Origin of the sequence: Novosphingobium terrae (assembly GCF_017163935.1) — a bacterium.
Classification (GTDB): Bacteria; Pseudomonadota; Alphaproteobacteria; order Sphingomonadales; family Sphingomonadaceae; genus Novosphingobium; species Novosphingobium terrae.
This window is the reverse complement of the sequence record NZ_JABVZR010000001.1, coordinates 2,115,020-2,128,793: the sequence shown is the minus strand read 5'-3', so window position 1 is coordinate 2,128,793 and position 13,774 is coordinate 2,115,020. Positions and strand designations below refer to the sequence as shown.

13 protein-coding genes and 1 pseudogene are annotated in these 13,774 nt (G+C 63.8%); 2 read left to right on the top strand and 12 right to left on the bottom strand.

All coding sequences use genetic code 11. The features are described from left to right. Positions 1–58: 58 nt before the first annotated feature. From rodA to HGK27_RS09680, 5 genes are all read right to left on the bottom strand, one after another. Positions 59–1,183: a rod shape-determining protein RodA gene (rodA, locus tag HGK27_RS09700; RefSeq protein ID WP_206240341.1), complete on the bottom strand. Its 1,125-nt coding sequence runs from the start codon at positions 1,181–1,183 to the stop codon at positions 59–61. Then, positions 1,180–3,261: a penicillin-binding protein 2 gene (gene mrdA, locus HGK27_RS09695; RefSeq protein ID WP_206240340.1), complete on the bottom strand. Its 2,082-nt coding sequence runs from the start codon at positions 3,259–3,261 to the stop codon at positions 1,180–1,182. The genes rodA and mrdA overlap by 4 nt, the downstream gene beginning before the upstream one ends. 2 nt (positions 3,262–3,263) lie before the next feature. Then, positions 3,264–3,815 (bottom strand): rod shape-determining protein MreD, encoded by a 552-nt coding sequence (gene mreD, locus HGK27_RS09690; RefSeq protein WP_206240339.1) that lies wholly within the window; start codon positions 3,813–3,815, stop codon positions 3,264–3,266. Then, entirely contained in the window at positions 3,812–4,771 is a 960-nt protein-coding gene (mreC, locus tag HGK27_RS09685; protein WP_206240338.1) for a rod shape-determining protein MreC, read from the bottom strand. The genes mreD and mreC overlap by 4 nt, the downstream gene beginning before the upstream one ends. A gap of 123 nt (positions 4,772–4,894) precedes the next feature. Then, positions 4,895–5,941 carry a rod shape-determining protein gene (locus HGK27_RS09680; protein WP_068081858.1) on the bottom strand — a complete coding sequence of 349 codons (1,047 nt, stop codon included), beginning with the start codon at positions 5,939–5,941 and terminating at the stop codon, positions 4,895–4,897. Between the two features lie 314 nt (positions 5,942–6,255). Here HGK27_RS09680 and mutL point away from each other — a divergent pair, with 314 nt between their 5' ends. Together mutL and HGK27_RS09670 are read left to right on the top strand one after the other, a co-directional pair. Beyond that, on the top strand, positions 6,256–8,082 hold the full coding sequence (gene mutL / locus HGK27_RS09675) for a DNA mismatch repair endonuclease MutL (protein ID WP_206243007.1): 1,827 nt from the start codon (positions 6,256–6,258) through the stop codon (positions 8,080–8,082). Between the two features lie 63 nt (positions 8,083–8,145). Continuing rightward, on the top strand, positions 8,146–8,673 hold the full coding sequence (locus tag HGK27_RS09670; RefSeq protein ID WP_206240337.1) for a DUF4269 domain-containing protein: 528 nt from the start codon (positions 8,146–8,148) through the stop codon (positions 8,671–8,673). Between the two features lie 111 nt (positions 8,674–8,784). Here HGK27_RS09670 and HGK27_RS09665 read toward each other — a convergent pair whose 3' ends face one another. The 7 genes and pseudogenes from HGK27_RS09665 to HGK27_RS09635 form a co-directional block, all read right to left on the bottom strand. Further along, a complete protein-coding gene (locus tag HGK27_RS09665; RefSeq protein ID WP_206240336.1) occupies positions 8,785–9,240 on the bottom strand; it encodes a MaoC family dehydratase in 456 nt (151 codons plus the stop codon). Beyond that, the gene (gene ychF, locus HGK27_RS09660; protein ID WP_206240335.1) at positions 9,240–10,343 is read right to left on the bottom strand and encodes a redox-regulated ATPase YchF; all 1,104 of its coding nucleotides are present in this window, start codon (positions 10,341–10,343) and stop codon (positions 9,240–9,242) included. The genes HGK27_RS09665 and ychF overlap by 1 nt, the downstream gene beginning before the upstream one ends. After that, positions 10,343–10,759 carry a GNAT family acetyltransferase gene (locus HGK27_RS09655; protein ID WP_206240334.1) on the bottom strand — a complete coding sequence of 139 codons (417 nt, stop codon included), beginning with the start codon at positions 10,757–10,759 and terminating at the stop codon, positions 10,343–10,345. Before HGK27_RS09655 ends, ychF begins: the two co-directional genes overlap by 1 nt. Beyond that, entirely contained in the window at positions 10,759–11,325 is a 567-nt protein-coding gene (gene pth / locus HGK27_RS09650) for an aminoacyl-tRNA hydrolase (protein ID WP_206240333.1), read from the bottom strand. Before pth ends, HGK27_RS09655 begins: the two co-directional genes overlap by 1 nt. 136 nt (positions 11,326–11,461) lie before the next feature. After that, a pseudogene (rplY, locus tag HGK27_RS09645) lies at positions 11,462–11,749 on the bottom strand (50S ribosomal protein L25); the annotation flags it as partial. Between the two features lie 120 nt (positions 11,750–11,869). Next, positions 11,870–12,745: a TraB/GumN family protein gene (locus HGK27_RS09640; protein ID WP_206240331.1), complete on the bottom strand. Its 876-nt coding sequence runs from the start codon at positions 12,743–12,745 to the stop codon at positions 11,870–11,872. Beyond that, a complete protein-coding gene (locus tag HGK27_RS09635) occupies positions 12,735–13,667 on the bottom strand; it encodes a TraB/GumN family protein (protein ID WP_206240330.1) in 933 nt (310 codons plus the stop codon). Before HGK27_RS09635 ends, HGK27_RS09640 begins: the two co-directional genes overlap by 11 nt. Positions 13,668–13,774: the final 107 nt, after the last annotated feature.

Sequence of the window (13,774 nt, the reverse complement as noted above, 5' to 3'; positions counted from 1 at the left end):
TGAAATTTTCCCCGCAAGTGATTCGTGCGAAAAAATGACAAAAAGGCGAAAAAAGCTTTCAGTTCAACGAACCGCCCACGCGGCTCCACTTCTCGATGGCCATCAGCACGCCCACGCAGATCATGTTGGTCATCATCGAGGAGCCGCCATGGCTCATAAAGGGCAGGGGGATGCCCACCACGGGCGCCAGGCCCATCACCATCATCGTGTTGATCGCCACATAGAAGAACATGGTGGTCGTCATGCCTGCCGCCAGCAGCTGCGAGAAGCGGTCCGGCGCGCGGCGCGCCACGCCCATGCCCCAGCGGAACAGCACCACGAAGAAGATGAACAGCACGAAGAGGCCGCCCATCATGCCCCATTCCTCGCTCATGGTGGCGAAGATGAAGTCGGTGTGCTTTTCAGGCAGATATTCCAGATGGCTCTGCGTGCCATTGCCGAAGCCCTTGCCGAAAAAGCCGCCCGAGCCGATGGCGATCTTCGACTGGGTGATGTGATAGCCCGAGCCGAGCATGTCGCTCTCCGGGTCCATAAAGACCATCACGCGCTTGCGCTGATAGTCATGCAGCGCGAAGAAGAAGGCCAGCGGGGCGATGATGGCTCCGGCAAGGCCGCCGCCCACAAACCACCACACCGGCACGCCGGACATGAAGATCACCACCACCGCGCCAAAGCAGATGGCCAGAGCGGTGCCCAGATCGGGCTGCAGGATCACCAGTGCCGCCGGGACCGCCAGCAGCATGCCGGGCGGCAACAGGGCGCGCCAGGTGCGGATCATCGAGGGCGGCAGATTGGCGTAGAAATGCGCCATCACCAGCACGATGGCCGGTTTCATCAGCTCGGAAGGCTGAAGGTTCATAAAGCCGATGTTGAGCCAGCGCTGCGATCCGCCGCCGATCTTGCCGACCGCTTCCACCAGCACCAGCAGCACCACCAGCACCACATAGATGGGATAGGCCGCCTGCCGCATCCGATCGCGTGACAGGCGCGAGACCACGATGGCCAGCCCGGTAAACACCACGAAATGGACGAAATGGATCAGCGCCCAGGGCATCAATTTGCCCCCGGCTGCCGAATAGAGCACCGCCGAGCCGAAGATCGTCAGCGCGCCAAGGGCGCTCAGCACGGCCCATGGCAGGCGGCGCAGCGGTTCGGGGATGATGGAACGGCTGCTGCTGCTCATGGCTGGCCTGCGGGCTTGGGGGCGACAGGGGCCGGGCTGGCGGCCGGAGCAGGTGCAGCAGGTGCCTCCCCACCCGGTTCAGGCGCCGGGCTGGCCGCTTCGGACTGGATCGGCTGTGGGGGCTGGGCATTGTCGGCCGGGCCTTCCACGGCGCTTTCCACGGCTTCCTCGCTGTTGTCCACCTGCGGGGCCGTGACACCATATTGTGCGGCATAGCTACGATATTTGGCAGCCATACGCTCCTGAGGCGTGCCGCCCCATTCCTTTTCCAGCGGCGCCAGCAGGTCCATGCCCTTCTGCTTGTCGAAGAGATAGGTCATGATGTCGCGCGCCACCGGGAAGGCGGCATGCGAGCTGCCGCCATGCTCCATCAGCACCGCGCAGGCATATTTCGGATTGTCGAAAGGCGCGAAGCAGATGAAATGGCCGTGGTCGCGGTGCTTCCACGCGCCGATCTTGCCGTTGCCGCCGTTCATGTTGAGGCCAACGACCTGCGCCGTACCGGTCTTGCCCGCCATCTGGATGTTGGGGAAGGGCAGGCGCGCGCCGGTCGCCGAACCGGTGGTGTTGACCGCCTGAAACATCCCGGCGCGGATGACATCGAGATGATCCTGAGGCACGCCGAAGGGGTCGCTGGCGCGGATCGGGTCATTGGCCATCAGGCGGGGCATCACGATTTTGCCGCTGGCGATGCGGCTCGCCGCCACGGCCTGCTGCAAGGGGTTCACCAGCATATAGCCCTGGCCAATGGTGGCGTTCACCGTATCGTAAATGGCCCAGGGCTTCTTGTACTTCTTTTCCTTCCAGGCCGGGTCGGGCACGGTGCCGAAGGACTGGTTGGGAAAGGGCAGATCGAATTTCCCGCCATAGCCCATGCGGTGCATCATCCGGGCGATGTTATCCATGCCGATCTTCTGCGCGAAATGATAGAAATAGACGTCGCAGGACTGGTTGATGCCCTTCCACATATTGGTGGCACCATGGCCATGGTGCTGCCAGCAGTGGAACACGCGGTTGCCCACCTGAAGCCCGCCGCTGCAGTTGACGGACTCATGGGGGTCCAGCCCCGCCTCAAGGAAGGAGAGAGCCACGGTGGGCTTCACCGTCGATCCGGGCGGGAACAGGCCATGCAGGATCTTGTTGCGCAGCGGCACATGATCGTCATCGGCCAGCATCTTCCATTCCAGACGGCCCACACCATCGGTGAAGCTGTTGGGATCGAAACTGGGCATCGAGACGAAGGCCAGAATGTCGCCGGTATGGACGTCCATCACCACCACGGCGCCGCTGTCGGTGCCGATGCGGCGTGCAGCATATTCCTGAAGACCCGCATCGATGGTGAGATGGATCGGCTTGCCGGGCACGTCCTCGCGCGTGTCTAGATCGCGCACGATCTTGCCGCCTGCGGTCACTTCCGAGCGACGCGCACCCGGCGTGCCGCGCAATTCGGCATCGTAACGCTTTTCCAGACCATCCTTGCCGATCTTGAAGCCGGGGGTGATCAGCAGCGGATTATGCTCCTTGGCGTAATCCTCGGCATTGGCCGCGCCGACATAGCCCACCAGATGGCCCACGCAGGGCCCGGCGGGGTAAAAGCGCGAAAAGCTGCGCTGCGGAATGATCCCGGGAAGATCGGGCTGACGCACCGAGACAGCGGCATAGAGATCGGCGGAGAGATGCTCGCCCGCCGCCACGGGCTGGAAGCCGCGCGCTTTCTCCAGCTTGTCCTTGATATCCTGCAGGTCGATGGGGGTGAGCTGCAGGATATGCGCCAGCTCGTCGAGCGTCTTGTCCTTGTCGATCAACCGGTCGGGGATGATATCGACGCGGAAATCGGCGCGGTTGCTGGCGATGGGCTGGTTGTTGCGATCGAGAATCCAGCCCCGGCGTGGCGGGATCAGCGAGAGATTGACGCGGTTGCTCTCGCTCATCATCTGATAGCGGGCGTTCTCGAACAGCGCCAGATAGCCAAGGCGCGTCGCCAGAGCGACGCCGATGCCGCCCTGAAGTGTGCCCAGAATGATGCTGCGCCGGTCGAAGGAATTGCGAAGGATGGCAGGAGTAATATGCTTGGGCATTCTTAAGAAACCACGCGATAACGCCGCAGCCGCCAGCGATCCATCGCCGCCACCGCGCGGCCGACCAGCGGATAGACCAGCACCGAAAGCCCGATCTGCGGCGCGACCAGCAGCGGCAGGAGCATACCTCCGGCAGGATTAACCATGGCTGCATTGGCGATGCCGAGGCCCAGCAAGACATAGGCGGCGATCATCAGCGCTGCCACCAGCCACTCGGTGATAAAGTTACGCCAGGGAAAGCGCGCCTCGATCACATCGAGCGCCAGCATGGTGGCCGACCAGAGCGTGATCGCGCTGCCCATCGGCTGCCCGCTGACCAGATCGTCGAACAGGCCGAGGATCGCGCCGGACCACACCGGCAAAAGGCCGGGGCGCAGCTGTCGCCAGGCCAGCAGCATCAGAAAGCCGAAGGGCGGCATGATCGGTGCCGAGGCGATCACCGGCCATAGCGGCAGGCAAGAGGCCAACACGATGGCCACCCATGGCGTGATATAGGCCAGAATGGGCGAATATCCGTTGAGCAACCGGCGCCGTTTCGCGCTTGGAGCGATCATGGATGATGCTTTTTGGCATCCGCCGCGCCGGGCTTGCTGCCCTTCGGCGCCTTGGGCTTCTTGGGCGGAGGCGGGGGCACATCGGGTGCGGGCGGCGGCAGCGTGGGATCGGTTGTCGGCTCCCATGAGGGCTGCACGGTCACCATCTCGCTGGCGGCGGGGTCGCTGAGAGGACGCGCGATGGCGCCGTCATGCGTCAGGCTGACGACCTGCGCCATCGGCGTGCCCGGCCAATAAAGGCCGCCCGCGCCGGAGGTTACGAAGACATCGCCCTTTTTCAGCGGGTTCAGGCCCAGCGACAGCAGGCGCACCTGCAAGGTGCCATCGCCCTTGCCGTTGACGAAAGCGGGCGTACCATCGCTGGCGCGGCGCACGGGCACGGTGCTTTCGGTGTCGGTGATCAGCAGGATGCGCGCGGCCATATGGCCCACTTCCAGCACGCGCCCGACCAGCCCCTGAGCGGTACGCACCGGCATGCCCGACTGCACACCCTGAGCGCTGCCCGCCGAAATCGTGGCGTAACGCCGCGTGGAGGACGCTGTCGAGGCGATCAGCCACGCATTGGCCAGCGTCTGAGGCGTATCGCTCAGGAGGTGAAGCTGGTCTTTCAGGCGGCGGTTTTCATCCAGCACAGCCTGCGTTTCGATGGCACGAGTACGGGCCAGCGCCACTTCGCGCCGAAGACGGGAATTTTCCGCGCCAGACGTCAGGAAACCACCCGCTACACTCAAGGCATCGCCCGCGCCCGCGCGGGTCTGGGCGCCGATACGGGCCGCAGGGGCCTGCACATCGGCGGCCACCATATGCATCCAGCCGAAAGCCGAATGTCCGAACACCGAACTGGCCAGCACCGCCCCGCCACCCAGCACACCCAACACTCCGGCGACATAGGCGGCGAATGTGCTGTATTGCGCCTTGCGCGAATAGCTGGTGCGCCGGTTGACTGGCGGCGCCATGGCTGATCCCATTCCTTGCTCATCGGCCCGGCGCAGAACAACTGTGCCGGGGCCGGTCTTTCAAAACCTGTCTCGCCCGCCGCCGCAAGAGCGGCGGGCCATCAACACGGCAGTCTGTGCCGATCAGGCGTTCATCAGCACGCCGCGATAGATCGGATCTTCCATCGCGCGGCCGGTGCCCAGTGCGACGCAGGACAGCGGATCTTCGGCGATGGAGACGGGCAGGCCGGTCTCTTCACGCAGATATTCGTCCAGACCCTTGATCAGCGCGCCGCCGCCGGTCAGCATGATGCCCTGATCGACGATATCGGCAGCCAGTTCGGGCTGGGTGTTTTCCAGAGCGATGCGCACGCCTTCCACGATTTGGCCGATGGGTTCGGCCAGCGCTTCGGCGATGTTGGCCTGGCTGATGGTGATTTCCTTGGGCACGCCATTGACCAGATCGCGACCCTTGAGGTTGATCGTCTCGCCAATGCCGTCAGCCGGGATACGGGCGATGCCGTAATCCTTCTTGATGCGCTCTGCCGTGGCTTCCCCGATCAGCAGATTGTGATGGCGGCGCACGTAGGAGACGATGGCTTCGTCCATCTTGTCGCCACCCACGCGCACGCTGGTGGTGTAGGCCAGACCGCGCAGCGAGAGCACGGCCACCTCGGTGGTGCCGCCGCCGATGTCGACCACCATCGAGCCGACCGGCTCGGTGACGGGCATGTCGGCGCCGATTGCGGCGGCCATCGGCTCAAGGATGAGGTAAACCGCGCTGGCGCCCGCATTGCTGGCGGCGTCACGGATGGCGCGACGCTCCACGCTGGTGCTGCCCGAGGGAACGCAGATCACGATCTCAGGATAGTTGAGCAGGCTGCGCTTGCCATGCACCTTGCGAATGAAATGCTTGATCATTTCTTCGGCGATTTCGATGTCGGCGATCACGCCGTCCCGCATCGGGCGGATGGCCTCGATGTTGTCGGGGGTCTTGCCCATCATCATCTTGGCGTCGTCACCCACGGCTTTCACCGATTTGACGCCGTTGATCGTTTCGATGGCGACCACGCTGGGTTCGTTCAGAACGATGCCCCGATCCTGGACATAGACCAGCGTATTCGCTGTGCCGAGGTCGATGGCCATGTTTTGCGAACCGAACTTGAAGAATCGCTGAAGGATGGACGGCATTGAAAAATCCGTGAAATTGTCGGCACTTTCCCGTGAGACACGGGGCTGAACCGGCAGGGCGTTGCGGGTGATGGCGGCTCCTTAGCGCAAGCCGCGCAAAAGGGGAAAAAATTTGTTCATCGTTGTGCGAAATGATGCACCACTCTGGCGCATTCGAAAACCGCTTCATCGCCGCCGGGGCGCTGGCTGCGTTGAGGCGTTATCGCACTGCGACATAAGCGGTTTTAGGTGTGCCGCCCGGGCGATGGTGGAAAGCTGATGCTGGACCCGTGCCCTTCGCGCCGCAATCGACTATAGAGGCTTGCATGTCTGTCATGCCCGTCATCCGCCGCCTGCCCGATACTCTGGTTAACCGCATTGCCGCCGGTGAGGTGGTGGAACGCCCCGCCTCGGCGCTAAAGGAGCTGGTCGAGAACGCCATCGACGCCGGATCGCGCCAGATCACCATCGCGCTGACGCAGGGCGGTCTGGATGGCATTCAGGTCACCGACGACGGCTGCGGCATGACCAGCGACGATATGGCGCTGGCTTTGGAACGCCATGCCACTTCCAAGCTGCCCGATGAAGCGATTGAGCTGGTGGCCACGCTGGGCTTCCGTGGCGAGGCCCTGCCCTCCATCGCCTCGGTGGCGCGCCTGACGGTGGAAAGCCGGGTGCGGGGCAGCAGTGAGGGCTGGCGCCGTGTGGTCGATCATGGCGCGGTGACGGATGAGGGGCCTGCCGCTTTGCCGCCGGGCACGCGTATTCGCGTTGAGGATCTGTTTGGCAAGATTCCGGCGCGTCGCAAGTTTCTGCGCAGCCCGCGCAGCGAATATGCCGCTTGCCTCGATGTGGTGAAGCGTCTGGCCATGGCTCGGCCCGATGTCGGCTTCGTGCTGGAGCATGACGGACGCCGCGTGCTGGCGGTGCAGCCCGGAGAAACCGCGCCCCAGCGTGTGGCGCGCATTGTGGCGCGTGAATTGGCCGATGACGGCGTGGTGATCGATCTGGAACGCGGCGAGGTTCGGTTAACGGGCGTCGCCGGCCTGCCCACCTTTAATCGGGGCGTGGCGGATCATCAATATCTCTTCGTCAATGGCCGCCCGGTGCGTGACAAGCTGCTGGTCGGCGCGGTGCGCGGGGCTTATGCTGATATGCTGGCGCGCGATCGCCATGCGGTGCTGGCGCTGTTTCTCGATATTCCGCCGCCCGATGTCGATGTGAACGTTCACCCCGCCAAGACCGAGGTGCGTTTTCGCGATCCGGCCTTTGTGCGCGGCTTTATCGTCTCGGGCCTGCGCCATGCGCTGGAAGGCGCGGGGCAGAAATCGGCCCAGACGCCCGCCGCGCCCGCCATGGCCAGTTGGCAGGTGGAGCCGATTGCCCCGGTGCAACCGCGTCTGGAAAGCCTCTTTGCCCGGCAATATGCGCCCGCGCCCAGCTTCACCCCGCCCGCCAACCGGGTAAGCGAAGCGGGCGCGGCATGGCGCGGCTATGAGGCGCAGGTGATGGCGCCCGCTCAGCCTTCCGTGATGGGCCGCGCGGAGGTGGCCGAAGCGCCGGTGCCGCAAGCGGTGGAGCATCCCTTGGGCGTGGCGCGCGGTCAGGTGGCCGAAACCTATATCATCGCCGAGGCGAGTGACGGTCTGGTGATCGTCGACCAGCATGCCGCGCATGAACGTATCGTGCTGGAGCGCCTGCGCGCGGGCGGGGCGGGTGACAAGGTGTCGGCGGCCCAGGCTTTGCTGATCCCCGAGGTTGTCGAGTTGGAAGAGGTCGATTGCGACCGCTTGGAGGAAGCCGCCGAGGTGATGGCCGGTTTCGGTCTGGCGCTGGAACGCTTTGGCCCGACAGCCATGCTGGTGCGTAGCGTGCCTGCCGCTTTGGGCAAAGGCAATGTGCAGGCACTGGTGCGCGATGTGGCCGACGATCTGGCTGCCAATGGCGCGGCACTGCTGCTGGAAGAGCGCCTCGATCTGGTGCTGGCGACGATGGCCTGCCACGGCAGCGTGCGCGCGGGCCGCGTGCTCAATGTGGCAGAGATGAACGCCCTGCTGCGCGAAATGGAGGTGACGCCACGGTCGGGTCAGTGCAACCACGGCAGGCCGACTTGGGTGAAGCTGGCCCATGGCGATATCGAGAAGCTGTTCGGGCGGAAGTGAGGCTGAAGGTGACCCGCCCTTTGCCCTTGCTGTCGCATATTTGCCGATAGGCGCTGGGCAACCATGCCTTATCATATGACAGAGCAGGCGATCTCTTATCGCAAGGCGGTTGAGAAGATCGGCCTGCTTGCAAAACTCGGTGAATTTCAAGTCGAGATTGCCGGGGCGGCTCCCTTGGGGCTGTCAGTCGCCCATAGCGATATTGACGTCCTGTGTTTCTCATCCTCCCCGGAGCCGCTGGAACGAGCGATCTGGCATGAGTTTGGACAAGAGAAAAACTTTTCTCTGAGGCGATGGGCCGCTGGTGAAAAAGCGATCATCGCAACCTTCACGGCCCATGGCTGGACGTTCCAGATTTATGGCTCAAACGTGCCAGTGCGTGAGCAGATAGGCTGGAAGCTGTATCAAGCCGAAATTCGCCTGCTGGCTTTGGGTGGGCAGCACTTCAAATCCGAAGTGATGCGCCTCAGGTCAAGCGGCATGAAGACCATACCTGCGATGATGCGGGTCCTGGGGCGAGACGGCGATCCCTATGCCGCGCTGATCGCTACCGGGAATGTTTCGGATGAGCGGTTGAAGGCTGACATGTAACTGCTGGCCACGTTGCGCCGGGCGCTTTCCGCTGCTGGCCTGCACGGTGAAGTTGCCCCATGGCGATGAAGCGGCAGCCTTCGCGGAAAGGCGCTCTCATTTCCCGGGAGCTTAAGGCTCCCGCACCTTCACCAGCCCCGTGGCAACATAGGTCATCACCACCTCATCATGCTGGTTGCGCACGGTGAAATGCTGGTCGAGCAGGCCCATCTCGGGGCGCGACTTGCTGCGACGCTTGGCCTTGACCTCGATCTCCATGGTCAGCGTGTCGCCGGGGTAGACGGGTTTGACCCAGCGCAGCTGGTCCAGCCCCGCGCCGCCCATGCTGGCATAGCCGACATCGGCGAAAAACTTCGCCATCATCGCCATCGACATGGCGCCCGTATGCCAGCCACTGGCGGCGAGGCGGCCGAAATGGCTCTTGGCCGCCGCCTCGTCATCCAGATGGAAGGGTTGGGGGTCGTATTTCGAGGCGAAGTCGATGACCTCCTCGCGGCGCACCTCATAATGGCCGAAGCGGTCGATCCGGCCGACCTCGATGTCCTCGAAAAAGACCCCCTGTGCCATCAGACGTTGAACTTGAAATGCAGGACGTCGCCGTCCTTCACCACATAGTCCTTGCCTTCCTGGCGCAGCTTGCCCGCCTCGCGCGCGGCGCTTTCGCCGCCCAGCGTGACGTAATCGTCATAGGCAATGGTTTCAGCGCGGATGTAGCCGCGCTCGAAATCGGTATGGATGGCGCCGGCGGCCTGCGGGCCCTTGGCGCCCTTGTGGACGGTCCAGGCGCGGGCTTCCTTGGGTCCGACGGTGAAGAAGGTCAGCAGGCCGAGCAGGTCGTAACCGGCGCGGATGATGCGGGCCAGACCGGTTTCCTTCAGGCCCAGTTCGCCGAGGAATTCGGTGCGCTCTTCTGCGTCCATGCCGACCAGATCGGCCTCGATGGCGGCCGAGACGATGACGGCGGTGGCGCCTTCGGCCTTGGCCTTGGCGAAGACCTTCTCGGAGAAGGCGTTGCCGGTGGCTGCGCTTTCTTCCTCGACGTTGCAGACATAGAGCACCGGCTTGGCGGTCAGCAGCTGGGCCTGAGCGAAGACGCGGGCCTCATCCTCATCCTTGGGCTCGGTGAGGCGGGCGGGCTTGCCTTCGCGCAGCAGTTCCAGCGCCTGACCCAGCACGGAAGCGACGATCTTGGCCTCCTTGTCGCCGCCGGTGGTGGCGCGCTTTTGTGCTGCGGGAACGCGCTTTTCCAGCGATTCCAGATCGGAGAGCATCAGCTCGATCTCGACGGTTTCGGCGTCCGAAATCGGATCGACGCGGTTGTCGACATGCTGGATGTCGTCATTCTCGAAGCAGCGCAGGACGTGGACGATGGCGTCCACCTCGCGGATGTTGCCAAGGAACTGGTTGCCCAGACCTTCGCCCTTCGACGCACCACGCACCAGACCGGCGATATCCACGAAGGACAGCTGCGTGGGGATGATCTTCTGGCTGCTGGCGATCTCGGCCAGCTTGTCCAGACGCGGGTCGGGCACGCCGACCTGGCCCACATTCGGCTCGATGGTGCAGAAGGGATAGTTCGCCGCCTGCGCCGCCTGCGTTTCGGTCAGCGCGTTGAACAGGGTGGATTTGCCGACATTGGGCAGGCCCACGATACCGCATTTGAAACCCATTATACGTCCTTCCTGAGCCACCGGGCGTAGACCGCCACGGGCTGCTTGTCCCAGCCGAGATGTTCATACAGCCCGGCGGCTTCATTTCCTTCGCGCACCATCAGCTCCACCTTGGGGCAGCCGAGTTGCGCGAGCCAATCCTGCGCTGTTTCCAGCAATTGCGCCGCGATGCCTTCCCCGCGCCGATCAGGCAAGGTGGCAAGATAATAAATCCAGCCGCGATGCCCTTCAAACCCTGCCATCACCGTGCCGATCAGCGTTTCGCCATCATGGGCCAGCAGAATCGTGCTGGTGGCATTGCCCAGAGCCAGCGCGATATCGGCCAGCGGATCGTTCCATGGCCGCGTCAGCCCGCATGCCTGCCACAGGGCGGCAATCGCCGGGCTGTCCTGCAAAAGGGCTTCGCGCAGCTCCATCAGGCCAGCCGCAGCGAGACATCGTTCATAAAACGAACGTCATCGCCCTTGGCCAGCCATTCGGCCTCCGAGGCGACAGCGCCCAGCATATCGGCCAGATCGTCGATTTCCGCCTTGGCGTAATTGCCCAGCACATGGCCGTGGACGCGGTCCTTGTGGCCCGGATGGCCGATGCCCAGCCGGATCCGGCGGAACTCCGGCCCCATATGCTGGTCGATCGAGCGCAGGCCATTGTGCCCGGCATGGCCGCCGCCGCGCTTCACCTTCACCTTCATGGGCGGCAGGTCCAGCTCGTCATGGAAGACGGTGAGGGCGGAGACGTCCAGCTTGAAGAAGCGCATCGCCTCGGCCACGGCGCGGCCGCTCTCGTTCATGTAGGTGGCGGGTTTGAGCAGGATCACGCGCTCGCTGCCGATGCGGCCATCCTGCACCCAGCCCTGAAACTTCTTCTGCACCGGGCCGAAACGATGGATATCGGCGATCACGTCGCAGGCCATGAAGCCGACATTGTGCCGGTTCATCTTGTATTGGTCGCCAGGGTTACCCAGCCCAACCCAGAGTTGCATGGCGAAAATCCATTAGATCAAACGCCGGGAGACAAAGCGCCCCGGACAAACGAAAGGCGGGAAAGATGCGCCGCTATGGCCATCTTTCCCGCCTTTGTCATGCATCCCTTTTCAGGGATGCCCACGCAGCTTACGCGCGCAGGAAGTCCGCGTGCAGCGGGCGGTCGGTCACCGGGTGGAAGGCGACGTCCTTCGGGGTCGTCTTGATGGTCTGGCCATCGACAACGATCTCGATCGCCGAATCAAAGAACTTGCCAGTGTTCAGCTGGCGCACCAGTTCCTTGGCTTCGACGTGGACGGCCAGGGGCTCGGCCCCGCCACCATAAACAACCACGGGCACACGGCCTTCACGACGCAGGCTGCGGCTGGCTCCCTTGCCAGTCTTCGCACGCGTCTCGGCCGGCAGGGTCAGCGTATCGCTCATAACACTTGCCTTTCGAAATACAGTTAGACTTTAACGTTCCCGCCACGCCTCCAGGGATGACCATGACGGGAAGCGGGCGCCCTTAGCGGTAAAGGCGGGAAAAGGCAAGCGTGGGAGGGGTTATTCCACGCGGGTGACGCGGTAGCCATGGGCGGCCAGCAGGGCGGGCAGGCCATCGGGCCCGGCCATATGGGCCGCGCCGACCGCCACGAAGGGCTTTTGTCCATGGGCCATGGCGGCGGTGATCGACGTTTCCCAAGCTCGGTTGCGGTTGAGGTAAAGCTGATTGCGCAGCACCGGATCGGCCAGCATGCCTGAGGAAGTCTGCGCCCCGATCCAGCCCATATCGCCGCGGCGCCATGCCGCTTCCAGCGCCTTGGTTTCCTCGGGGGCTTTGGGGGCATCGACGATCACGCTGGCCAGCATGCTGCGCTGGGCGCTTTCGGGCAGACTGTCGAACAGGCCGAGCTGCTTTTGAGCGCCTTCCAATTCGCTGACCGGCAGGTGGTTGGCCGAGAGCAGGGCGCGGTCCACGCCATTGGCGGCGTCTTCCGCATCGCCCTGAGCGGCATGGCCCAGCGCCAGAGCAGCAGCCCATGTCTCGGTATCGCCAAGGCTGTCGGGCTTCAGTCCGGCCTTGCTGAGCAGCTGGCCAAGGGCAGGGCGCAGTTTTTCCGGCACCCGCGTGTCGATGGGCGGCTGATCCGGCGAATGAGCAAGGCGGTTGTAGATGGCCCGTGTGGCGCCATCATTGTTGAGATCGGCGATCTCCACCATCAGCACATTGGCCTGCCCCAGAGCCGCATCCACACGCGCCGTGCGCCATGCGACGGGGCGGGGCAGGGCATGGATCGTGCCGAACAGCCATGCCTGCTGCCCGTTGGGTCCCTCCACATGCCATAGCGCCGGATTGGCCGGATCGGTGCGCGAACAGGCCCCCGCCAGCAGCGCCAGCGTTAAAGCAACAGCATTCCGCCAAAGCGGTTTACTGAACACGGGTCACCTTGATGCCCATTCCGGCGAGCTGGTCCTGCACACTGCCCTTGCCGGCCAGATGGCCTGCGCCCACTGCCAGCAGCACCGTACCCGGCTTGTTCAGCCGCGCTCTGATCCAGCGCGCCCACGCCTTGTTGCGGTCGATCAGCAGCAGCTTGAGCAGCACGGGGTCGCTCTCATCCTCATTCATCAGTCGCGCCAGTTCGTCGGCGTGACCGGCTTTCCATTCCCTGATCATCTTGGCCAGATCGTCGGGGATCTTGTCGGCGTCCTTCAGGACTTCATCCAGATAGCGGATCTGGGCGTCCTCGGGCAGCTGGTTGAACAGGCCGAGCTGATATTCCGGCGTTTCCAGCGCCTCATGCGCTTTCTTGGCATCCTTGAAGCGGCCCGAAAGCACCACATCCACGCCATGGGTGGGATCATAGCCCGATTTCAACAGCGGCATGGTGGAGAGCGCCACTGCCGCATACCAGGGCCGAAACGCATCGAAGGCGGAAGCGGGCAGCCCATCGGCGGCGAGCAGCTTTTCCAGCGCGTCCTTGCTCTTGGGCGAAAGCCTGGCGCGCAAGGTCTGGCCCTGAGGCAGCATTGCCGTCTGCATCACCACGCTGCGCATCGCCGAAGGGTCCTTGTCGAGGATTTCGGTGACCAGCGTATCGGCCTGCTCGGTCACATCGGCCACCTTGCCGTCCATCCATGGCACATCCTTTGGCAGGGCATGCACCGTGCCGAAGAGATAGATCACGCTCTTGCCGCGCTGCACGCGCCACAAGGCCGGGCGCACCAGCGCGGGCGCCGCCACCTGCCGCTTGGGCTGAGGCGTGGGCAGGCGCTGGGTCGCGGCCTGTGTCACAGGCGCCACCAGAGCGGTCAGCAGGGCGAAAAGGGCGATGATCGGGCGCAGGAGCAAGGTCAACATGGCCTACAGCCTATAATGGCGATTTCACTCCTGTCGATTGCCCGGCATGGTTGATCTTTGGATAATATGCGCAAGCTTGCGCGCGTCTTGACCGGCGCATGCGCTTG

Bases quoted from the DNA above. Each gene is read 5' to 3' on its own strand.
- HGK27_RS09670 (WP_206240337.1), top strand. From the start codon at position 8,146: ATGCCTTATCATATGACAGAGCAGGCGATCTCTTATCGCAAGGCGGTT.
- mrdA (WP_206240340.1), bottom strand. From the start codon at position 3,261: ATGCCCAAGCATATTACTCCTGCCATCCTTCGCAATTCCTTCGACCGG.
- ychF (WP_206240335.1), bottom strand. From the start codon at position 10,343: ATGGGTTTCAAATGCGGTATCGTGGGCCTGCCCAATGTCGGCAAATCC.
- HGK27_RS09665 (WP_206240336.1), bottom strand. From the start codon at position 9,240: ATGGCACAGGGGGTCTTTTTCGAGGACATCGAGGTCGGCCGGATCGAC.
- HGK27_RS09655 (WP_206240334.1), bottom strand. From the start codon at position 10,759: ATGGAGCTGCGCGAAGCCCTTTTGCAGGACAGCCCGGCGATTGCCGCC.
- rodA (WP_206240341.1), bottom strand. From the start codon at position 1,183: ATGAGCAGCAGCAGCCGTTCCATCATCCCCGAACCGCTGCGCCGCCTG.
- HGK27_RS09680 (WP_068081858.1), bottom strand. From the start codon at position 5,941: ATGCCGTCCATCCTTCAGCGATTCTTCAAGTTCGGTTCGCAAAACATG.
- HGK27_RS09635 (WP_206240330.1), bottom strand. From the start codon at position 13,667: ATGTTGACCTTGCTCCTGCGCCCGATCATCGCCCTTTTCGCCCTGCTG.
- mutL (WP_206243007.1), top strand. From the start codon at position 6,256: ATGCCCGTCATCCGCCGCCTGCCCGATACTCTGGTTAACCGCATTGCC.
- mreC (WP_206240338.1), bottom strand. From the start codon at position 4,771: ATGGCGCCGCCAGTCAACCGGCGCACCAGCTATTCGCGCAAGGCGCAA.
- mreD (WP_206240339.1), bottom strand. From the start codon at position 3,815: ATGATCGCTCCAAGCGCGAAACGGCGCCGGTTGCTCAACGGATATTCG.
- pth (WP_206240333.1), bottom strand. From the start codon at position 11,325: ATGCAACTCTGGGTTGGGCTGGGTAACCCTGGCGACCAATACAAGATG.